Source organism: Sphingobium nicotianae (assembly GCF_018603885.1).
GTDB classification, from domain to species: domain Bacteria; phylum Pseudomonadota; class Alphaproteobacteria; order Sphingomonadales; family Sphingomonadaceae; genus Sphingobium; species Sphingobium nicotianae.
Genome location: NZ_JAHGAW010000002.1, coordinates 20583 through 41475 on the forward strand (window position 1 = coordinate 20583; position 20893 = coordinate 41475).

Genomic DNA, 20893 nt, shown 5'->3' on the forward strand with positions numbered 1-20893 from the left:
CCCGCTTGCGGGAGGGGGCCATCGGCGCGCTATTCGGGCTTCTTGTCCCAGACTTCGATCGTACCTGCGTCGCCGTTGACGCGCACCCAGTCGCCGGTCTTGATCAGGTCGAGCGGGTCCTGATCGCACTCGGTGACGGTCGGCGTGCGCATCACCACGGCACCGAGCGCGGCCTTGGTTGTCATGATGTTGAACACCATCGCGACGGGCGCCATGCCGCGCAGCTTGGCCATGTGGAAGATGCCCGACCAGCCCGACGAGCCCTTGGCGCCGGGGAAGACCAGCACCTTGTTGGCGAAGCTCACGCCCTTGAGCTCGTGCCGGCTCTCGATCACGGTGCCGGTCATCAGGTTGACGCCGCCCCAACCCGAGATTGTCTGGCGCGTGACCAGCGCCTCGCCCTCGGCCACGCCGGGGACGACCTTGCGGCCGTGAATGACGACGCGGGGTTTGTCGAGAACGGTGCTCATGCCAGCTTTCCTTTCCACTTGCCGGTACAGGCGGCGTCGATGCACTCGGCGGTCGTGCCATACCAGCCTTCGATGCCCATCATTGCCGGGAGATAATGAACCTGCTTGGCGCTATCGAGCGCCGCGACCCGGGTGCCCTTGGGCACGGCCTGGCTGATCGCCGAGCAGGTGTCGGTCATCAGATAGGCGCCGGCATCGCGCAGGATCTTGGTGTAGCCGTTCGCGTCCGCCGTCGCCTTCACCGCGCGGCTGGTGAACACCCAGAGCGCGCTGTTGGCGCTCACCTTGCGGCCCTCGATCAGCGCGGCCGCCTGGGCGATCTGCTCGATCGAATAATGCGGGCAGCCGAGCATGACATAGTCGACATCCTCGTTCTCGCCGACGCTGTTCAGCATCTCGTAGATGCGCCTGCGCTGGCCGGCGTCGTAGAAGAAGCGCTCGCCCTTGGGCGCGCCGCCAAAGGCATGCTCGACCGTGGGCGCCTCCGGCGTGATGCCCACCATATGATACATTTCGACGCCGCCGGACGAGGCCGCCGCCGCGCCGAAATGCTTGTGGCGGATGAGGCTGGCGTCGCTGACCGACCCGGTGATGACGGGGATCGTGTCCTGCACCGCGTCGCCCACGAAATAGCCGAGCATGCCCCATTCGAAAATGGAGTCGACGGGCACCTCGACCGCGACGCCATGATGGCCCTTGCGGAAGTCGTCGGTGTGGAAGCCCCAGTCCGGGATGCGCTTGGCGAGCATCGCGGCGCTGGTCGATTCGCGGCCCTCGCAATTGGTGCGCGCGCCGATCACGCTGTTGGCGAAGACCACCGCGCTCGATTCCATCCAGGCGCAATGCTCGCCCATCACCGGCACGTTGCCGGCGAGATAGGGCGTGCAGGTCTTGAGGATCTGGATGCCATGATCGGCGACGCTGGCCTCGTCGGAGACGAAATTGTCGTGGGCCGCCTCGGTCATGCCCTGTTCCTGCCAGAGCGTCGGGTCCATGCCGCCCTGCAGATGGCAGGAGAAGGCGTTCATGCGCGGCACGTCGACCGCCTCGTCCGAGTCAAGGTCGAAGCGCGAGAAGACGGCGCGATAGTCGCCGCCATCCTCCTTGTAATAATCCTTCACCCATTGCGGGGCGGAGCCGGGCACGCCCGCGACATTGTTGGTCTCGACGAAGCGTTCCGCGCCGAGCGCGTCGGCATAGCGGATCAGCAACTCCATGGCCTTTTGAGTCGCGGCGCCGGAGTCTCCCTGAAGCATTGCCTGTTCGGCATCCGTCAGCATCACCATCGCGCGCTCTCCTTCTGTTTCGTCATCGTTTCAAACCAGCAATTTACGATATGTTGTGACGCGCTCCGCGTCAAAATCGACGAGACTATCTATCGCGATAGGCATCATCACAGTAAATGGTCTTTTCACACTGAGCCGTTATCGGCATAGTCTTTCTTGAGTGAGTCCATGGCCGCCGGCCCCCAGGAGACGATGTGAGCGCAGCGTTCCGGTTTCCGCGTTTCTTCATGACGAATGCGGGTCCGTGTCCCTATCTTCCGGGACGGACGGAGCGCAAGGTGTTCACCGAGCTTGCCGGCGAACATGCCTCCGAACTGAATGACGCGCTCGGCCGCATCGGCTTCCGCCGCAGCCAGAACGTCGCCTACCGCCCGAGCTGCACCGATTGCACCGCCTGCGTCTCGGTCCGCATCGTCGCCGAGGCGTTCAAGCCCAATGCGACCCAGCGCAAGCTGGTCCGCCGCAACAGCGATCTCGTCGTGCGCGCCTGCAAGCCCTGGTCGACCGATGAGCAATTTTCACTGCTCCAGCGTTATCTCTCCGCGCGCCATCCCAATGGCGGCATGACCGAGATGGACGAGATCGACTTCGCCGACATGGTCGAGCAGACGCCGGTCGACACCTATGTCATCGAATATCGCGAGCCAATGGTCGACGGCCGGCAGGGCGCCTTGGTCGGCGCCTGCCTGACCGACAAGCAGGGCGACGGGCTGTCGATGATCTACAGCTTCTTCGATCCGGACAAGATCGAGCGCAGCGGCCTCGGCAGCTATATCATCGTCGACCATGTGCTGCGTGCCCAGAAGGCGGGCCTGCCCTATGTCTATCTCGGCTACTGGGTCGAGGGTTCGGACCGGATGAGCTACAAGGTGCGCTATCAGCCGATCGAACGGCTCGGCCGCTCCGGCTGGGAGCGGTTCGATCCGCCGCCGCCCTCGACGAGCGAGACCAGCAATCCGGCCGAAGGCGGCCTGCCGCGCGATTCTGGCGGGCGTCTGCTGAAGTAAGCGCGGTCGCGGTCGTTTCCGCGCCGTGCATCTCACGAATTACCGCCCTTCCGTTCGTGTCGAGCGAAGTCGAGACACGTTTAGCGCCGTGCCAACGTGTCTCGACTTCGCTCGACACGAACGGAAAGCGGCGACCGGCATCCCTGAATAGCTGAGAGCCCGGCAGCCTCCTCGCGGATGCTGCCGGGCTCTTGCTGGACGCCCCCCGGGTCGCCCCTCGTCGTCTCAGTTGCAGGTGCAGCGCACGACCTTGCGCTTCAGGATCTTGGTCCTCGGCTTGACGGTCACGCGGCGCGTGGTCGTCACATAGCTGGTCTTGGTGGTGGTGACGGTGCTCGGCGCGATCGTCACCGTCGTGATCGTCTCGCCCGGGAAATAATAGCCATTGGCGACATAGCCGGGCAGAACCTGCGTCTCGATGCGCGGTGCGCCGGCGATATGGCCTCCCGGGGCCGCGTGCCCTTCGGCGCCGCCGCGCATGGCCCAGTGCGGCGCACCGGCCATTGGCCTGGCCACCATGGGAAGGCGCTCCTGCCGGCGCAGATAGTCGTCATAATTGGCATAGCCGGCCTGGCGCGCGAGCTTGTCGAGGCGGACGCGCTCCTTGGCCCAGGCCTTGCGCTCGCGCGCTTCGGCCCTCAGGCGCTCGGCATCGCTGGCCCAGCGGCGCTCGCCGCCATAATAATGGCCGTCGCGATCCCCGCTTGAAGACGACGCGATGGCGCCACCGGCAATGGCGCCGAGACCCGCGCCCAGGATCGCGCCGCCGGTGCGGTTGCCGGGGCCCGCGACGGCACTGCCGAGCAGGCCGCCGGTGACACCGCCGATCACCGCGCCGCCGAGCACGCGGCCGTCATCGCCGCGCGGGGCGGGGCCATCGTCATAGCCGCCGTAACGGTCCCAGTCGTAGCCGATGCGGCTGTCGTAGACCCGGCCATAGCGGTCGGTCATCACGGCATCGTCATAGTAGCGCGACCAGCCATAGCCGGCGGCGGGCGCGGGCAGGCCGTAGGCGCCATAGTCGGAGATATAATAAGTCGGCTGCAGCCAGTAGCCGGGCAGGACGAAGCCGGTGATCGGCCGGCGATAGGAGGCCCAGCCGCCCGGTGCCTGCGAGCCGCCCCACCAGCGCCCGTCGACGCGATGGCCCCAGCTGCGACGCATCATGGTCGTGCCGATGCCCGGATTGCCGACGCCGGGCCGGCTCATCATCGGCCCACCGGCGGAAACCTGCGGCCCGCTCGTGACGATAGTCTGCTGTGCGCCAGCTGGCGAGATCGCGAGGCTGGCAGCGCCGGCCATCATGCCGGCGAAAAAGAGCATTCGCATATTCTTTCGTCCCACTCTCCGCGCCGCCCGACTCCCTGACGGATCGCCGCTCATCCGAGGATGGAACCTAGCAGGCGCGGGAAATGCTTACCATGGCATTAGCCATGAGGTCCTGTGCCAAACTGGAGCAAAATGGCTGATTTGCGGGATTTTTTACAGGTGAAGGACGTCGTTTCCACCCGTGAGCGCCGGTGCAAGGGCGATGCAGAGCGTCTCGAGGGCGACGGAATCTTCGCTGTCGAAGCGCGCAACACGCGGACTGTCGAGATCGAGCACGCCGACCAGGCGGCCTTCGTGCAGGATGGGCACGACCAGTTCGGACGCCGAGGCCGCATCGCAGGCGATGTGGCCGGGGAAAGCGTGGACATCTTCGACGAGTTGCGTCTCGCGGGTCGCCGCCGCCCTGCCGCAGACGCCCTTGCCGATCGGGATGCGGATGCAGGCAGCCTTGCCCTGGAACGGGCCGAGCACCAGTTCGTCCCCGACCAGCCGGTAGAAGCCCGCCCAGTTGAGATCGGGCAGGAACTGCCAGATCAGCGCCGCGACATTGGCCATGTTGGCGATGGCGTCCGGCTCGTCCGCCACGATGGCGAGCGCAGCGGCGCGCAGATCGGCATGGAGGGCAGTCTTGTCGGCGGTGTCGGTGGGCGCGAAGTCATACATGGCGCGAATGTAGAGGGCGTACCGGCGTGGCGCCAGCCCTGTTGGCTCTTGCGGAGGGCGCGCAGCCATGGTCTTGCGTGAACCGGTTGCGCAGCAAGGCGGAGCAAGGTGGCATGAGCGAGGAAGAGGCGACGCGGGCGCTGGTGCGCGAGGTCGGGCGACGGAGCGTCGAGCGGCTTGGCGATGGGCTGACGCGCGTCGCCGGGGAGGCGACCGCGCTCTATCGCTGGCTGCTGACGATGCTGCTGCTGATGAACGGCGCTGGCATCTATCTGTCTATCGCCGCGCGCGGCGCGATCGGCCCGGCCTTGTTCGGTCAGGTGACGCTGATCTTCTTCGGGGGTGCCATGGCGGCAATCCTGGCGGCTTTGGTCAGCATGGTCCTGACGCTCCCGGCCGCCGCGGCGCTGCGCAAGGCGATTACCCATTGGACGGATGTCTCCGTCTCCGGCGAGCTGTCGCCCGAAGCCTTGGTGTCGGCCAGACAGGTCAAGTGGACCGGAACGATCTGGCTGGCGCTGACGTCGCTGGCAGTGCTCGTATCGCTCACGCTGTTCGTGGTCGGCGCGGATCGGCTCGCGACCCATTTCGGCGTGTTGAAGGAAGAGGCGGAAGAGGCAGTCGCACCGCTACCGGCCCCTGAACCCCCCTTCCCCAACGCTGCTCATTCGACGGCTCAATCGAACGAGGCGGCCGGCGCTTTGGCGACGCCCGCGCCCACCCCAACCGGGATGCCGTCGCCGACACCAACGGCCAGGGCACGGTCCCAGCATGCCGCACCGAAGCTGCAGCCGCAGCCGCCGGCCCAGCCCACGCCCCCCGCCCGGCCCACGCCGACCGTCAGGTCCACGCCGACGCCCGCGTCCCGGCCGAACATGCCATCGGCTCCGGTATCGACGCCGTCGCCCGCCGCATCACAGCCCGCCGCGCCCACGACCCCCTGACGTCGCTGCTCAGTCCAGCGAGACGCGCCCGCGCCCGGCCTTGACCGAGCTGCGCGCCTTCTTGCTGTCGACGCGCTTGGCCTTGGCCGCCTTGCTCGGCTTGGTGGGCTTGCGCTTCTTGGGCACGAACGTCGCCTCGACGATCATCGCGATCAGCCGCTCGCGCACCTCGCGCTTGTTCTCGAACTGCGAGCGCGAGCCCTCGCTGCGCAGGATCAGCACGCCTTCGCTGGTCATCCGCGAGCCGGCCAGCTTGGCGAGGCGCAGCTTCACCGCCTCGGGCAGCGAGGGCGAGGCCGCGACGTCGAACCGCAGGATTACGGCACTGTCGGTCGTGTTGACATGCTGCCCGCCTGCCCCGGAGGCGCGCGTCGTGCTTTCCTCGAGCTCGTCCTCATCGATGCTGATGGCATGGGTGACCTGGATGCGGGGCATCGACCGAGCCGCCTATTGTCCGGCGTCCAGCGCCTCGGCATCGGCGAAGCCTGCCTCCGCGAAGCTCGCCGGCACCGGTGCGACCGCGGCGACCGGCGGCTTGTTCGGGCGCGGAAGGGAGAGGCTGCGCGCATGGAGCAGCATGCCGCCCGTCCAGCGCGGATCAGGGGCGTCGCCATGATAGATGGGGTCGCCCAATATGCCGATGCCCAGCCCGTGCAGCGCATGGGCACGCAGCTGGTGCGTCCGGCCGGTTTCCGGCGTGAAGCGGATCAGGGCGCGGCCATCGCGAGCGGCCAGCAATTCCCAATGCGTGATCGCTGCCTTGGCGCCCTTCTTGCCGGCTTCCCCCGGTCCCATGCGCCAGCCCGTCTCGGCCGTGCTGGTCTTGAGCAGCGCCATGTCGATCGTGCCCGATGCCGCGTCGGGTACGCCGGCAAGGACGGCGAGATAGGTCTTGGCCACCTCCCGCCCCTCGAACGCCTCGGTGAAGCGCTTGGCCGACTTCGGATTGCGGGCGAGCAGCAGGCAGCCGCTGGTGTCGCGATCCAGGCGATGCACCGCCACTGGCCAGCGCTCGAAGCCGAAGGTGAGGCTGGAGAGATGGTTCTCGAGGCTCAGGCTGCCATCGCGCGGCGGATCGACCGGCAGGCCGGCGGGCTTGTCGAGGATGATCGCCTCGCCGTCGATGAAGAGGACGCGATCGGTGAGCGGCGAGAGGCCGGCCGTCTGCGGACGGCGAGTGGATCGATGGTTGACGGGCATGGGCCAGCCTATAGGGCTTGGCCATGACCGGGGAAAGCGGCATCCGTCCTGAAAGCTGCGCGGCGCCGCGCACGCCGGCCGCCCGTGCCCGGCTGGAGTGGGTCGACGCGCTCAAGGGCGTCGGCATCGTGGCGGTCGTCGCCGGCCATGTCTGGACGCGCGGGCCGGTGCGCGACGCGATCTATGTCGTCCATATGCCGCTCTTCTTCATGCTCTCCGGCTACACGTCGCGCCACGCGCCATGGCCGCTCTTCTTGCGCGCCGGCCTGCGCGGCCTGGCTCTGCCGTTCCTCTGCTTCTCGATCCTCCTGCTGGGTGCCGACTTCCTGATCGAGGGGCTGCGCGGTGTGCGCCCCATCTTCGCGACCTGGGGTGAGGGCGCTACGACCATCCTGTTCGCGACGGAGAAATTGCGTGGCCCGTTCACGATCCTCTGGTTCGTGCCCTGCCTGTTCCTGGCCCGGCTGATCTGGAACGCGCTGATCGCCGATGGACGCCGCGCCGATGCCGCGCCGGTGCTGGCCGCGATGCTGATCGTCGGATTGCTCTCGGTCATCGCGCATCATCCGGGTCACTCGCCCTTCGGTCTGCTCGCTGTACCGGGCGCCCTGATCATGATCTGGGCGGGCGCGCTGTGGCGGCAATGGGGACAGCCGCCGGCGGGCATTCTCGCCGGTCTTGCCCTTCTGACCGTCGCCGCCTTGGTCTGGTTTCCGCCGATGAACATGAAATTTGGCGATTTTGGCTGGCCCATCCTGTCGCTCGCCGCCGCCGCCGCGATCACGCTGACGCTCGCGCGAGTCGTCCAGAGCCTGCCGCTCGTCCTGATCGCTGTGCTGGCCGCGCTCGGCCGGGCCTCCCTCGTGATCATGTATGCCCATGTGGCTTTTATCCACTATCTTGCGCCTTATGCGCCGCGACCGGCGCTATTCGTTGTGGCGCTGGGCTTTTCTTTCCTGATCGACCGGCTGGTCAGGCGCTTCGAGATCACGCGCAGATTGCTGCTCGGCCAGCCGAAAACGCCCCGTTAAGCTTCCCGTTAAGTCTATTGACTCATAATCGGCCTTCGACTCGCGCCGGGTTCCCGGTCGGAACCAGAAGACCACGACTCGTGGATTCCAGCGGCTTTACGCAAAATTAACCTTTTGCGTTCATTCCTCATATGGTTAATAGTTACGGGCAGGCCTGCCGACTGGGAAGGCGCGCCGGAACGATCGAAACAGAGGGCAACCATATGCGCGTGCTGCTGATTGAAGACGAGCCGACGACCGCCAAGGCGATCGAGCTGATGCTCACGACCGAGGGGTTCAATGTTTACACGACGGACCTCGGCGAAGAGGGCCTCGATCTCGGCAAGCTCTATGACTACGACATCATCTGCCTGGACCTGAACCTGCCGGACATGCACGGCTACGACGTGCTCAAGAAGCTCCGCAGCGCCCGCGTCCAGACGCCGGTCCTCATTCTCTCGGGTATTTCGGAGATGGACAGCAAGGTCCGCTCCTTCGGCTTCGGTGCCGACGATTATGTGACCAAGCCCTTCCACAAGGATGAGCTGGTCGCCCGCATCCATGCCGTGGTGCGCCGCTCCAAGGGCCATTCGCAGTCGGTCATCCGCACCGGCAAGCTCGCCGTTAATCTCGATGCCAAGACCGTCGAAGTCGATGGCAACCGCGTTCACCTCACCGGCAAGGAATATGCCATGCTGGAGCTGCTCTCGCTCCGCAAGGGCACGACCCTCACCAAGGAAATGTTCCTCAACCACCTTTATGGCGGCATGGACGAGCCGGAACTCAAGATCATCGACGTGTTCATCTGCAAGCTGCGCAAGAAGCTCAGCCTGGCCTGCAATGGCGAGAATTACATCGAGACCGTCTGGGGCCGCGGCTATGTGCTGCGCGATCCGGAAGATGCGATCGAGGGTCTGGACGAAGTGCAGGTCGCCTGACCGCCCGCCCGGCAATACCGATTATCGACGACTTGAGGCCGGCGGAGCAATTCGCCGGCCTTCCTGTTCCCTGACGACCCGTCCCGGCGCGGCCGCTGCCTCACCTGGTCCGGCGTCAGGAGCGCGGCGGGCGCCGCCCGCTCAATCCTCGTAGTTGGATGTGCTCAGGAACCATTGCTCGGTCCCTTGCAGTCCCACGGCGGTCAGCACACCGGTCGCATAAGCACCCGTGTCGATGCCCATCCGGTTGCCCTTCTGCTCCACGCCCGCCGTGATCGAATGGCCGTGCACCACATAATGTGGGTGCGGAGACTCGAAGCTTAGAAACTCGTCGCGGATCCAGCGCAGGTCGCGCCCCTCCTGCTCATCCATCGGGACGCGCGGGCGGATGCCGGCATGAACGAACAGATAGTCGCCGATCAATACCCGGTCCGCCATGCCTTCGATGAAGGTGAGGTGCGCCTCGGGCACGGTGGACATCAGCCAGTCGCGCAACTGGCCGAGCGTCATCTCGTCGAGATCCGCCTCGGTCGCGCCATAGCTCAGCATCGTCTCGCGTCCGCCGATCCGGGTCATGAAGCGTAGCGCGCTCTCGTCTCCCCGCGCCGCCATGAGGAAGACTTCCTCATGATTGCCCTGCAGGCAGGTGATCGCCGGCCACCAGTCGCGCAGCCGCATGACGAAGTCGAGCACTCCCGCGGACTCGGGGCCCCGGTCGACGAAATCGCCGAGCATCACCAGCTCCGTCGTGCCGCCGGGGCCGCGCGCGAGATCGTCGTCGGCGATCTTGTCGACGAGACGAGTCAGCAGATCGAGCCGGCCGTGAATGTCGCCGATCGCATAGACGCGGCGATCCTCGCCAATGTTCGGCGCGTCCAGCAGGACGTTGGGTTCGGGCTTGGATCGGAACAAGCGGAACATTTGCAGATCAGTATAAAACGAGGCGGGGCATAAGAGCCAGCCTTATCGTTGCAACTGCGAACAAAGCGTTGAAGCGTTTGCGATGAACGTGCGGGCGCAGCCCTGCTGCCGTGTTGATTGGTGATGATGAGAAGCTCTGGTCTGCATGAAAGTCCGTGAAATCGGTCCCACGATCGATAAGCGCGATCGCCGGGACACGACGACGTTGCGGTCACCGTTAGCCCCTCCTCTTCAGAGGAGGGGTAGGGGGTGGTGGCGATGCGCAGCATCGCTTGCGAAGCGAATAACCCCAACGTCAAACACCACCCCAACCCCTCCTCTGAAGAGGGGCTAAGGGTTGGAATCCGCCCGCTTTCGCCATCCGAGCTATGTCGTCCGGCATCTGAAAGCAGACGGCCGGGCTGCGCCGTCCATGCGCTCGTGCTCTACAGCTTCGGCAGGGTGACGCCGCGCTGGCCCATATATTTGCCGGCCCGGTCGGCATAGCTGGTCTCGCACGGCTCATTGCCTTCCAGGAACAGGAACTGGCAGGCGCCTTCATTGGCGTAGATCTTGGCGGGCAGCGGCGTGGTGTTGGAGAATTCCAGCGTCACATGGCCTTCCCATTCCGGCTCCAGCGGCGTCACGTTCACGATGATGCCGCAGCGGGCATAGGTGGATTTGCCGAGGCAGATCACCAGCACGTCGCGCGGGATGCGAAAATATTCGACCGTGCGGGCGAGCGCGAAGCTGTTGGGCGGGATGATGCACACGTCGGTCTTGCGGTCGACGAAGCTGTTGGCCGCGAAATCCTTGGGGTCGACGACCGCGCTGTCGACATTGGTGAAGATCTTGAACTCGTCCGCCACCCGCGCGTCATAGCCATAGGAGGAGAGGCCATAGCTGATGCAGCCCTCCCGCCGCTGGCTTTCGACGAAGGGCTCGATCATGCCCATTTCCTGCGTTTTTGCGCGAATCCATTTGTCGGAGAGTATGGCCATGCTCAGCCTGCTAATGGGTCCGCGGCGCTCTGGCCAGCCTCCGTGCGCAGTGTCGCGATCAGCGCCTCCGCATCGCGCGGATGGCGCAGGTGGTGGACGGTGACCTCGGCCGCCAGCGCCTGCCCCATCTCGGCATATTGCGTGCGCCGTCGCGCATGAGTCGACCAGGCCCATCTGATCGGGTGATCAGGCGAGAGCCAGTTGCGAAACTGCTCGACATTGCCGGTGCCGGGCCACAGCTCGGTCTTCCAGATCGCCCGGCTGAACGAACGCCGGATCACGCGCGCCATCACCAGCGGTCGATCATAATCCAGCCAGACGACTTCCGTCGCGCGCGCCAGGATCAGCGGTCGGACCAGAGCGTAATTGCCGTCGCTCACCCAGCTTTCGGGGGCGGTCGCCGCCGCGACCCGCCGCTTGAATTCCTCCGGCTCGTTTTGGTTGAGATCGTGCCAGCCCGCCTGCCAGTTGATCGCGTCCAGCTCGATGACCGGCAGGCCGATCGCGGCACCGATCCGGCGCGAGAGGGTGGTCTTGCCCGAGCCGGACGTGCCGACGACAGCGATCCGCCGGGCCACCATCATTCACGCGCTGATGCCGAGATTGGCCGGACCGAATGCCTCGGGCAGAAGATCGTCGAGATCGAAGCGCTTCACCGCGTCGCCGCCCGGCGTCGCGCACAGGATCGGGAGCGCGCGCCCCGCCATGTCCTGGGCTTCCTTGATGATCTGCCGGCAGCGGCCGCAGGGCGTGATGACGTCCGTGCCCGCGCCGTCCATCGGCCCGCCGGTGACGGCGATGGCCGCGATGTCGCGCAGGCGCCCCTGCGCATTGGCCGCCGCGATCGCCACTGTCTCTGCGCAGAGCGACAGGCCGTAGCTCGCATTCTCGAAATTGCTGCCGGTGAGGATCGTCCCATCGATCAGGCGCAGCGCGGCGCCGACCGCGAACCGGCTGTAGGGCGCATGGGCGTGCGCCATCGCCCCGCGCGCCGCCGCGACCAGTTCCGCCTCCGCTTCCGAAAGATCGTTCATGGCCGCACCACATCCCACTCGAGCGGCCCATCAATGCCCTCGACGCGCTTCCATGTCGAGGCGGTCCACATCACCCAGGGGCGCGTCGCATAATCGGGCGGGAAGAAGTCGCCTTCCAGCCAGAGCGTGCGGTTGATGCCGCTCGCCACGTCATATTCCGCCTCGAAATCATGGCTGACGCGCAGCAGCGCCGGTTTGGCGCTGTGCGTCTCGATCTGGTTGAGGAAGGTGTTGAGCTCGGCCAGCAACGTGTCGCGGCTGGGCCGCTTGGCGCAGTTGGGGAAGAAATCGAGCTGGACGACCGGCGGCAGCATCGCCGGGTCGCGCGGCACAGTGGCGATGAAGCGTGTCGCCTGCTCGGAGGCGAGGCGGCAGAGATTGTAGCGATGGATCGGACCATAACGCAGGCCCTGCGCCTTCGCCCCGGCGAGATAGTCGTCGAACGAGGGATCGCGCGTCTCGGCGCCGCTGGTCGCCAGCAGATAGGCGAAGTCGGCGCCCGCCGCGTGCGCCATCCGCCAGTTCACCTCGCCGCTCTCGGCGGTGAGCGAGATGCCCTGCATCGGGTAGCGGCTGTGCGAGGGCGTCCAGCCGCGCACGAACAGGAACAGCACGGTCAGGATCAGCGCGCTGCCCAGCAGCACGGCGAGGAGGATGCGCAACGGCGTCAGCTTGACACGGCGGCGGGGGGTGGGGTGGACGCGGCTGGCCATCATCATCCCCGGATATGCAGCACGCAGATCAATGTGAAGAGCCGCCGCGCCGTGTCGAAGTCGACGTCGATCTTGCCCTCGAGCCGATTGCGCAGCAACTCCGCCGCTTCGTTGTGGATCGCGCGCCGCGCCATGTCGACCGTCTCGATCTGCTGCGGCGTCGCCTGCTGGATCGCTTGCTGATAGCTCTCGAACATCGCGAAATAGTCGCGGATCGGGCGGCGGAAGCTGGCGAGGCCGAGGATGACGGCCTCCAGCGGGCTGTCGTCGGTGCGCCGCACCTCGATCACCAGCCGCCCGTCGGCGACGCGCATGAACACCTTATATGGTCCCGCATAGCCATCGGGATGGGTCCGCAACGGCGCGAAGTGATTTTCCTCCAGCAGGTCGAAAATCGCGATCCGCCGCTCCTGCGCGACATCCGCGCTGCGCCACAGGATGGTCTTCTCATCCAGTGTGATGTCGATGATGCGGGGGTCGGCCATGGTCCGCTGCTTCCCTAGGCCCGGGCGCGGGGAGGGGCAAGGGGAGGCCTTGAGCACATGTTAGCCCCTCCCTTTCAAGGGAGGGGTCGGGGGTGGTGTCGCGAAGCGATCTGCGAGGTGGCGAGCCCCACCCCACCCCTTCAAACGAGTCACGTGCCTCGTTTGAACCTGAAGGGGAGGGGCTTAATTCATGCCCACTCTTATCCACACGCCTTCCACATCGATCTGTGGCGATCCGGCAGCGGTTGCACGAAAGTCGCTTGCAGTCGTGACTCGGGAGGATCAATGCTCCTATCCCCATGGCCGATCCCACTCCTCTCGCGCTGGTGCCCGGCACCGCCGCCGAAGCCCGCCTGCCGCGCAATGTCGAGGCGGAAGCCGCGCTGCTCGGCGCGCTGATGGTCGACAATCGCATCGTCGAGGATGTGCAGATGGACCTCAAGCCCCTGCATTTCTTCGAGCCGCTGCACGGGCGCATCTACGAGCAGATCCTGAAGCTGGTCGATCGCAACATGGTCGCCAATCCGGTGACGCTGAAGCCGCTGCTGGATGCCGATCCGGCGCTCAAGGAGCTGGGCGGCCCCGGCTATCTCGCGCAGCTCACCGGCAGCGGCGCGGCCGTCATCGGCGCGCGCGACTTCGCCCGGCAGATCTACGACCTCGCCTTGCTGCGCGAGCTGGTCGGCGTGGGCCGCGAGCTGGTCGACAAGGCGCTCGACACGTCCGAGTCGATCGACCCGAAGGGTCAGATCGAGGCTGCCGAAATGGCGCTGTACACGGTCGCCGAGGCGGGTGGCGACACCGGCAGCATGAAGACCTTCGCGCAGGCGACGCGCCTCGCGGTCGAGATGGCGGAGAAGGCGCTGAACTCTGGCGGCCATGTCTCCGGCATCACCACCGGCCTTGACGGGCTCAACAACCGCACCGGCGGCGTCCATCCGTCCGATCTCATCATCGTCGCCGGCCGTCCCGGCATGGGCAAGAGCTCGCTCGCCACCAACATCGCCTATAATGCCGCGCGCCGCTGGGTGCGCGACTTGGGCGACGGCATTCCGCCTGAAAAGTCGATCGGCGCGCCCGTCGCCATCTTCAACCTGGAAATGTCGGCCGATCAGCTCGCCACGCGTATCCTTGCCGAGAATAGCGGCATCAGCGGCGAGTCGCTGCGCATGGGCAAGATCAGCCATGCCGATTTCCAGAATCTGGTCCGCGCCTCGCGCGAGTTGCAGGACCTGCCCCTGTTCATCGACGACACCGCCGGCCTGACGATCGCCGCGCTGCGCACCCGCGCGCGGCGGCTCAAGCGCCGGCACAATATCGGCATGATCGTGGTCGATTATCTCCAGCTCCTCCAGGGCTCGGGCAAGACCGGCGATAATCGCGTCAACGAGATTTCGGAGATCAGCCGCGGACTCAAGCAGCTCGCCAAGGAGTTGAGCCTGCCCGTCATCGCGCTATCCCAGCTCAGTCGTGCGGTCGAAAGCCGCGAGGACAAGCGGCCACAACTCTCGGATCTGCGCGAATCCGGCTCGATCGAGCAGGACGCCGACATGGTCTGGTTCCTCTATCGCGAAGATTATTACGAGATGAGCAAGGAGCCGAACATCGAGCAGGACCCGGCCGCCTATGCGCAGTGGGCCGAGAAGATGGACCGCATCAAGGGCCACTCCGAGCTGATCGTCGCCAAGCAGCGCCACGGCGCCACCGGCAAGGTGCGGCTGTTCTTCGACGCCAGGATCACGCGCTTCACCGATCTGGCGGATGACGGGCGATTTGGCGGCGGGGACGACTGACCTTTCTTCCCCCCTCCCGCTTGCGGGAGGGGTCGGGGGGTGGGCAGTCAACGGAGCAGCGTGGGACGGATCTTGAGGTGTTGCCGGCCCACCCCTAGCCCCTCCCGCGCGCGGGAGGGGGACGAGCTCATCCCTTCATCGCCGCCTTCGTCCGGGCCTCGATCCGCGCTTCCAGGATCGTCAGCGGCATCGCGCCGTCTTTCAGCACCTCGTGGAAGGCCTTCAGGTCGAATTTCGTCCCAAGCGTCGCCTGCGCCTTCGCCCGTGCCCGGGTCCAGGCGGCGTGGCCGACCTTGTAGCTGCAGGCCTGGCCCGGCTGGGTGCAGTAGCGCTCGACCTCGCGCTGGCTGCGCGGCTGGGCGAAGCCGGTGATGTCGACCATATATTGGGTCGCCTGCTCGCGGCTCCAGCGCTTGGCGTGGATGCCGGTGTCGACCACCAGCCGCGCTGCGCGGAACAGGAAGGACTGGAGATAGCCGGCCCGGTCGAGCGGCGTGCGATAGGCGCCCAGCTCGTCCGCAAGCTGCTCGGCATAGAGCGCCCAGCCTTCGCTATAGGCGCTGTAGCCGCCGACTCGGCGCAGGATCGGCAGGGCGCCGGCCTCCTGCATCGTCGAGATCTGCAGATGGTGACCCGGCGAGCCCTCGTGATAGGTCAGCGAGGGCAGGCCATATTTCGGCCAGTCGCCGACATCCTTGAGGTTGATGAAATAGATGGCCGGGCGCGAACCGTCGAGCGCGGCGCGGCGATAATAGCCGTTGGAGGCGCCATCCTGGATCTCGACCGGGACCGCGCGAATCTCCAGCGGCGCATTGCTCGGATTGGCGAAGGCGCGCGGCAGCAGCGCCTTGACCCTGAGATAGTCGTCATTGAGGCTCTTGATCAGCGCCGCGCGCCCCTCCGCGCTGTCCGGATAAAGCTGGTCAGGCCGTTTGTTGAGCGCGGTCAGCCGGGCGCCGACCGAGCCTTGCGTCAGCCCGTTGGCCTTGAGGATGGCGTCAAGCTGCGCGCTGATGTCGCGAACCTGATCGAGGCCCATCTGATGGACTTCCTCCGGCGTCATCGTCGTGGTGGTGCCGAGCGCCAGCGCATCGGCATAGAGCGCATCGCCCTTGGGCAGGCGCCAGACGCCATCGCCCGCGAGCGTGGTCGGCTTGAGTTGCTCGATCAGCGCGATCTGCCGGTCGAGCGCGGGATAGACCTTGTCCGCGATGATCTTGCTCGCCTGCGCCGCCCAGTCGCCGGCGATGCCGGCCTTGGCGGCGCGCTCGGCGAGCGAGGTCGTCATCGAGCAGCCGGCCGCCGGCTGCCCGCGCAGCGCGCGCATCTGGCCGAGCGTCAGGTCGAGCGACCAGCCCGGCGCCAGTACGCCGCGCGCCGCATAGGCCTTCTGCACGGCGCTGTCATTGTCGAGCACGGTGGCGAGTGCCTCGAGCCGCGCCAGATAGGCGTCACAATCTTCCTTCGTCGCGATCGGATGCGAACTGTTGAGGAAGTCAGGCAGTTCAAAATAGGCGCCGCCCTGCTGGAAGATGCGGTAAGGCCGCGCGATTGAGGCGAGGTCGTATTTCTCCGGTGCGATCAGGTCGCGCTCTTGCGAATAGCGAATGCAGGCCAGGTTGAGCTGGTCCTTGTCGGTCAGCGGCTGGTCCTTGAAAGCGTCGAGAATGGCCAGCGATCTCCGGGTGAGGGCCAGATTGTCCTGAACGGCGGCGAGGCTGTTGTCGTCGAGCTTTGCCTTCATCGCCGCGCGCGGGCCCTTGTCGAGGCCGAGCGCGGTCGCGGATTCCGGCGAGCTGTCGATCTGCAGGTTGAAGACCTGGTCGAAGGCGGCGTTGAGCGCGGGCGTCGTGTCCCCGGCCGGGGCGCCTTGCGCGAGGACACGGGTCGAGAGCGCGGCCAGCGTCGTGGCGGCCGTGCTGAGCAGGAAATCGCGGCGATCCATGCGGAAACTCCATCGGATGGGATGGAACGCCAGCCTAGGGCATGGAGCGACGCTGTCCAGCGGGAACGACGGAGCGGGGACAAGTTCCTCCCCATCGTAGATGGGGAGGGGGACCAGCGCAGCTGGTGGAGGGGAAATGGCGCGGCCCCGATCGCTTACGCGACTTCCCCTCCACCGCTTCGCGGTCCCCCTCCCCAAGCAAGCTTGGGGAGGAATGAGTCCTCAGAACACCGGCAGGTTGGCCGGGTCTTCCGGATCGGCAAGCGGCGTCGAGATGGTGTGGATGCCGCACTCGACCTTGTCCCAGCCGCGCCAGCGGCCCGCGCGCGGATCTTCGCCGGGCATCACCTTGCTCGTGCAGGGCTCGCACCCGATCGAGAGATAGCCCTGCGATTCCAGCGGATGGCGGGGCAGGTCGTGCGCGTCGAAATAGGCTTCGAGCGCGGCCTTGTCCCAGTCGCCGAGCGGATTGATCTTGAGGCGCCCGTCCTCGATCTCGAAGCGGGGCAGGTTCTGGCGGGTCTGCGACTGGAAGGCCTTGCGCCCGCTGATCCAGGCGTCGAGCCCGTTCTTGGCGCGCGCCAGCGGCTCGACCTTGCGGATCTCGCAGCAGCCGTCGGGGTCGTAGGACCAGCGCAGGCCCTTTTCGTCCTTGGCGGCGATCACGTCCGGCAGCGGCGTCACCACCTGGCTGTCGGTGAAGCCGAGCCGCCCGATCAGCGTGTCGCGATAGTCGAGCGTCTCGGGGAACATCTTGAGCGTGTCGACGAAGATGACCGGGATATTCCTGTCCGCCTCCGCGACCAGATGCAGCAGCACCGCGCTCTCCGTCCCGAAGGAGGAGACGACGGCGACGCGACCGAGCGACCCTTCCGCGAACAGGGTCTTGAGCATCGTGCCGGCGTCGACGCCCGCGAAGCGCGCATTGAGCGCGTCCGCCTCCGCCTGCGTCCAGCGCGGCCGGGCATCGATCCGGTCGACGATGCGCGCGGCCTCAGCCATGCCGCAACGCCCAGATCGGAACGGTGGGGTCGACCGTCTTCTGATAACGGTTGGGGAAGATCGTGAAGGCCTGCTCGATCAGCGCCGGATCGAGCGGCTTGTCGGGCGCGAAGCTGTCGAAGCCGCAGCGGACCATGTGGCTGATCTGGTCGACCAGCACATCGCCGACCGCACGCAGCTCGCCCGTATAGCCTGCCTCGCGCAGGATGCGTGCCGCCGAATAGCCGCGCCCGTCGCCGAACACCGGGAAATTGACCTCGACCAGAGCGACCTGATCGAGATGGGGCAACAGCGCGCGCGCATCCTCGCCCGGCTCGATGCGCACCGCCGTCGCATTGCTCTGGCCGGCAAAGGCCTCCAGCGTCACTGCGGGCAGCTCGGCCGCCTCGCCGCCTTCGCGCAGGGTGTAAAACTCAAGCATAGAGAGCTTCCTTGAACGGGGCCATGCCGATCCGGCGGTAGGTGTCGACGAAGCGCTCGCCCTCGGTGCGGTTGGCGAGATAGACCTCCGTGGCTTTCTCGACCGCGTCGACGATGCCATTCTCATCGAAGCCGGGGCCGGTGATCTGGCCGAGGCTGACATCCTCCGCGCCCGATCCGCCGAGCAGCAGCTGGTAATTCTCCACGCCTTTCCGGTCGACACCCAGGATGCCGATGTTGCCGGCATGGTGATGACCGCAGGCGTTGATGCAGCCGCTGATCTTGAGCTTCAATTCGCCCAGCTCCTTCTGCCGGCCGATGTCGCTGAACCGCTGCGCGATCTTCTGCGCCACCGGGATCGAGCGGGCATTGGCGAGGCTGCAATAATCGAGGCCCGGGCAGGCGATGATGTCGCTGATCAGGTCGAGATTGGCGGTGCCGAGATCGGCCGCCTCCAGCGCCTTCCACAGCGCGTAGAGATCGGCCTTCTTCACATGCGCCAGCACGATGTTCTGCGCGTGGGTCACGCGCAGCTCGTCGAAGCTGTATTGCGCGGCGAGCTCGGCGATCAGGTCGATCTGCGCGGAACTCGCATCACCCGGAATGCCGCCGATCGGCTTCAGGCTGATGTTGACGATCGCATAGCCGGGCTGCTTGTGCGGCGCGACCTGGCTGTCGACCCAGACGGCAAAGTCACGGTCGGACAGGTCGATCTCGTCGGAGAGCCCGATCTCGTAGGGCGGCGGCGCGAAATGCGCGGCGATCCGCTCCAGCTCGGCCACCGGCGGATCGAGTCCGAGCGTCTTCATGTGCGCGAACTCTTCCTCGACCTGGCGGGTATATTCCTCCTTGCCCATCTCGTGGACGAGGATCTTGATGCGCGCCTTGTACTTGTTGTCGCGCCGGCCGTGGCGGTTGTACACGCGCAGGCACGCCTCCAGATAGGAGACGACCTCGCTGAACGGCACGAAGTCGCGGATTTCCGGCGCGATCATCGGGGTGCGCCCCATGCCGCCGCCAACGAATATCTTCGCACCGACGACCCCGTCCTTCTCGACCAGCTCGATGCCGATGTCGTGCAGGCGCATCGCCGCGCGATCCTGCTTGCTCGAAATCACCGCGATCTTGAACTTGCGCGGCAGATAGGTGAACTCGGGGTGGAAGCTCGACCATTGCCGCAGCAGCTCGGCGAGCGGCCGCGGATCGGCGATCTCGTCGGCAGCGACGCCGGCATATTGGTCGGACGAGATGTTGCGGATGCAATTGCCCGAGGTCTGGATGGCATGCATCTCGACCCTGGCGAGATCGGCGAGAATGTCCGGCGCGTCGGAGAGCTTGATCCAGTTATACTGGATGTTTTGCCGCGTCGTGAAATGCCCATAGTCGCGGTCATATTTGCGCGCGATGTGGGCGAGCATCTTCATCTGCTTCGAGGAGAGCGTGCCATAGGGCACCGCGACGCGCAGCATGTAAGCGTGGAGCTGCAGGTAGAGGCCGTTCATCAGCCGCAGCGGGCGGAACTGCGCCTCGGTCAGCTGGCCGGCGAGGCGGCGCTGCGTCTGGTCGCGAAACTCGGCGACGCGGGCGTCGACCATGGCCTGATCATATTTGTCGTACTGATACATGTCAGATCACCCAGTTGCCGGCGCTTGGGTCGGCCGGTTTCAAGCTCAGGTCGAGGCGCACGGTCGGGCCGAGCGCGCGGATGCGGTCCTTGATGTGGGCCGGGCGGATGCCGTCGGCGCCGGCTGTGGCCTCGATCACATAGGCCTCGTTGACGCGGCGCGCGGCGAGTTCGGCCTGGGCAATTTCCTCGCCCTTGTCGCCGACGTCGACGGCGTCGTTCACATGGATCGACCAGCCCTCGCCGGTCCACCAGGTGACGTCGCCCGTCGCGAGATCATTGCCGGTCAGGATATTCATTTACTGGGGCGCTCCAATGGCTGCGAGAGGATGTCGGGGCAGGCAGTCGAGTGCATCGGCATGCTGCACGACGTCACCGACGACGATGAGGCCGGGGCTTTTCACCTCATGGCGCGTCACGAGATCGCCAAGATCGGCGAGCAGCGAGCGCAACACGCGCTGGTCGGCGCGCGTCGCATTCTCGATCACCGCGACCGGCGTCTGCGGCGACAGGCCGTCGCGCATCAGCTTCTCGGCAATGTCATGCGCCGTGGCGAGGCCCATATAGATGACCAATGTGCGACCGGCGCCGGCAAGCCCGGCCCAGTTCTGCGCCGAAAGCCCCTTGCACTGGCCCGCGACGAAGCTGACGATGCTGGCATGGTCGCGATGGGTGAGGGGGAGCCGCGCGCTCGCCCCGCCGCCGATCGCCGCGCTGATGCCGGGCACCACCTCCACCGGGACACCGGCCTCGCGGCAGGCATCGACTTCCTCGCCGCCGCGCCCGAAGATGAAGGGATCGCCGCCCTTGAGGCGCACGACGTCGCGCCCGCACAGCGCTTCGCTCACCAGCAGGCTATTGATCGCGTCCTGGCTCATCGAATGGCGCGAGCGCTGCTTGGCGACCGAGACCAGTTCCGCATCATCGCGCGCCAGCGCGAGAATCGCCGGATCGACCAGCCCGTCATGCACGATCAGCCGCGCCGCGCCGATCAGCCGCGCGGCGCGCAAGGTCAGCAACTCCGGATCACCCGGACCCGCACCGACAAGATAGACCGTTCCCGGCATGAAGGACTCAGGGTTCGCCATGGAGCGCTAGATGCTTATCCTGTCGTCAAGCCGCAACCGAC

General features: G+C 66.2%; 23 protein-coding genes. 5 read left to right on the top strand and 18 right to left on the bottom strand.

The genetic code is table 11. From position 1 onward, the window contains the following. Positions 1-29: 29 nt before the first annotated feature. Together KK488_RS02940 and KK488_RS02945 are read right to left on the bottom strand one after the other, a co-directional pair. Positions 30-470, bottom strand: a complete 441-nt coding sequence (locus tag KK488_RS02940) for an aconitase X swivel domain-containing protein (RefSeq protein ID WP_214621653.1) — start codon at positions 468-470, stop codon at positions 30-32. Then, entirely contained in the window at positions 467-1756 is a 1290-nt protein-coding gene (locus tag KK488_RS02945) for an aconitase X (protein ID WP_250890031.1), read from the bottom strand. The genes KK488_RS02940 and KK488_RS02945 overlap by 4 nt, the downstream gene beginning before the upstream one ends. A 194-nt stretch (positions 1757-1950) precedes the next feature. On the opposite strand from KK488_RS02945, the gene KK488_RS02950 reads away from it, so the two are divergent. Continuing rightward, positions 1951-2763, top strand: coding sequence for an arginyltransferase (locus tag KK488_RS02950; RefSeq protein ID WP_214621654.1), 813 nt, complete (start codon positions 1951-1953; stop codon positions 2761-2763). Between the two features lie 225 nt (positions 2764-2988). Here KK488_RS02950 and KK488_RS21245 read toward each other — a convergent pair whose 3' ends face one another. Together KK488_RS21245 and KK488_RS02960 are read right to left on the bottom strand one after the other, a co-directional pair. Beyond that, positions 2989-4086 carry an RcnB family protein gene (locus KK488_RS21245; protein WP_250890032.1) on the bottom strand — a complete coding sequence of 366 codons (1098 nt, stop codon included), beginning with the start codon at positions 4084-4086 and terminating at the stop codon, positions 2989-2991. A gap of 159 nt (positions 4087-4245) precedes the next feature. Further along, the gene (locus KK488_RS02960; protein WP_214621930.1) at positions 4246-4755 is read right to left on the bottom strand and encodes a GAF domain-containing protein; all 510 of its coding nucleotides are present in this window, start codon (positions 4753-4755) and stop codon (positions 4246-4248) included. 77 nt (positions 4756-4832) lie between these two features. Here KK488_RS02960 and KK488_RS02965 point away from each other — a divergent pair, with 77 nt between their 5' ends. Next, a complete protein-coding gene (locus KK488_RS02965) occupies positions 4833-5699 on the top strand; it encodes a hypothetical protein (RefSeq protein ID WP_214621655.1) in 867 nt (288 codons plus the stop codon). Between the two features lie 9 nt (positions 5700-5708). On the opposite strand, the gene arfB is transcribed toward KK488_RS02965, so the two are convergent. Together arfB and KK488_RS02975 are read right to left on the bottom strand one after the other, a co-directional pair. Then, on the bottom strand, positions 5709-6134 hold the full coding sequence (arfB, locus tag KK488_RS02970) for an alternative ribosome rescue aminoacyl-tRNA hydrolase ArfB (RefSeq protein ID WP_214621656.1): 426 nt from the start codon (positions 6132-6134) through the stop codon (positions 5709-5711). 12 nt (positions 6135-6146) lie between these two features. After that, positions 6147-6899, bottom strand: coding sequence for an RluA family pseudouridine synthase (locus KK488_RS02975; RefSeq protein ID WP_214621657.1), 753 nt, complete (start codon positions 6897-6899; stop codon positions 6147-6149). 23 nt (positions 6900-6922) lie between these two features. Here KK488_RS02975 and KK488_RS02980 point away from each other — a divergent pair, with 23 nt between their 5' ends. Together KK488_RS02980 and ctrA are read left to right on the top strand one after the other, a co-directional pair. Then, positions 6923-7930, top strand: coding sequence for an acyltransferase family protein (locus KK488_RS02980; protein ID WP_214621658.1), 1008 nt, complete (start codon positions 6923-6925; stop codon positions 7928-7930). A gap of 203 nt (positions 7931-8133) precedes the next feature. Beyond that, positions 8134-8847, top strand: a complete 714-nt coding sequence (gene ctrA, locus KK488_RS02985; protein WP_214621931.1) for a response regulator transcription factor CtrA — start codon at positions 8134-8136, stop codon at positions 8845-8847. A gap of 141 nt (positions 8848-8988) precedes the next feature. On the opposite strand, the gene KK488_RS02990 is transcribed toward ctrA, so the two are convergent. The 6 genes from KK488_RS02990 to KK488_RS03015 all read right to left on the bottom strand — a co-directional run bounded on the left by KK488_RS02990 (position 8989) and on the right by KK488_RS03015 (position 12980). Further along, positions 8989-9768, bottom strand: a complete 780-nt coding sequence (locus tag KK488_RS02990) for a metallophosphoesterase family protein (RefSeq protein WP_214621659.1) — start codon at positions 9766-9768, stop codon at positions 8989-8991. A 425-nt stretch (positions 9769-10193) separates the two neighbouring features. Beyond that, positions 10194-10748 (bottom strand): dCTP deaminase, encoded by a 555-nt coding sequence (gene dcd, locus KK488_RS02995; protein WP_214621660.1) that lies wholly within the window; start codon positions 10746-10748, stop codon positions 10194-10196. A 2-nt stretch (positions 10749-10750) separates the two neighbouring features. Then, positions 10751-11332, bottom strand: a complete 582-nt coding sequence (locus KK488_RS03000) for a P-loop NTPase family protein (RefSeq protein ID WP_214621661.1) — start codon at positions 11330-11332, stop codon at positions 10751-10753. After that, entirely contained in the window at positions 11333-11782 is a 450-nt protein-coding gene (locus tag KK488_RS03005; RefSeq protein WP_214621662.1) for a cytidine deaminase, read from the bottom strand. Further along, on the bottom strand, positions 11779-12501 hold the full coding sequence (locus KK488_RS03010) for a GH25 family lysozyme (protein ID WP_349356839.1): 723 nt from the start codon (positions 12499-12501) through the stop codon (positions 11779-11781). The genes KK488_RS03005 and KK488_RS03010 overlap by 4 nt, the downstream gene beginning before the upstream one ends. Next, positions 12498-12980 carry a UPF0262 family protein gene (locus KK488_RS03015; RefSeq protein WP_214621663.1) on the bottom strand — a complete coding sequence of 161 codons (483 nt, stop codon included), beginning with the start codon at positions 12978-12980 and terminating at the stop codon, positions 12498-12500. The genes KK488_RS03010 and KK488_RS03015 overlap by 4 nt, the downstream gene beginning before the upstream one ends. A 299-nt stretch (positions 12981-13279) precedes the next feature. On the opposite strand from KK488_RS03015, the gene KK488_RS03020 reads away from it, so the two are divergent. Beyond that, positions 13280-14773 carry a replicative DNA helicase gene (locus tag KK488_RS03020; protein ID WP_214621664.1) on the top strand — a complete coding sequence of 498 codons (1494 nt, stop codon included), beginning with the start codon at positions 13280-13282 and terminating at the stop codon, positions 14771-14773. A 127-nt stretch (positions 14774-14900) separates the two neighbouring features. Here the strand turns inward: KK488_RS03020 and KK488_RS03025 are convergent, their stop codons facing one another. From KK488_RS03025 to cobA, 6 genes are all read right to left on the bottom strand, one after another. Beyond that, entirely contained in the window at positions 14901-16718 is a 1818-nt protein-coding gene (locus tag KK488_RS03025) for a DUF885 domain-containing protein (RefSeq protein ID WP_214621665.1), read from the bottom strand. Positions 16719-16940: 222 nt separating this feature from the next. Beyond that, complete coding sequence (locus KK488_RS03030) at positions 16941-17720, bottom strand: phosphoadenylyl-sulfate reductase (protein WP_214621666.1); 780 nt, start codon at positions 17718-17720, stop codon at positions 16941-16943. After that, the gene (locus KK488_RS03035; protein WP_214621667.1) at positions 17713-18141 is read right to left on the bottom strand and encodes a DUF934 domain-containing protein; all 429 of its coding nucleotides are present in this window, start codon (positions 18139-18141) and stop codon (positions 17713-17715) included. Before KK488_RS03035 ends, KK488_RS03030 begins: the two co-directional genes overlap by 8 nt. Further along, positions 18134-19765 (bottom strand): nitrite/sulfite reductase, encoded by a 1632-nt coding sequence (locus tag KK488_RS03040; protein WP_214621668.1) that lies wholly within the window; start codon positions 19763-19765, stop codon positions 18134-18136. Before KK488_RS03040 ends, KK488_RS03035 begins: the two co-directional genes overlap by 8 nt. 1 nt (position 19766) lies before the next feature. After that, on the bottom strand, positions 19767-20063 hold the full coding sequence (locus KK488_RS03045; protein ID WP_214621669.1) for a DUF2849 domain-containing protein: 297 nt from the start codon (positions 20061-20063) through the stop codon (positions 19767-19769). Then, entirely contained in the window at positions 20064-20852 is a 789-nt protein-coding gene (gene cobA, locus KK488_RS03050) for a uroporphyrinogen-III C-methyltransferase (protein WP_214621670.1), read from the bottom strand. It lies immediately after the preceding gene. Between the last annotated feature and the right edge of the window lie 41 nt (positions 20853-20893).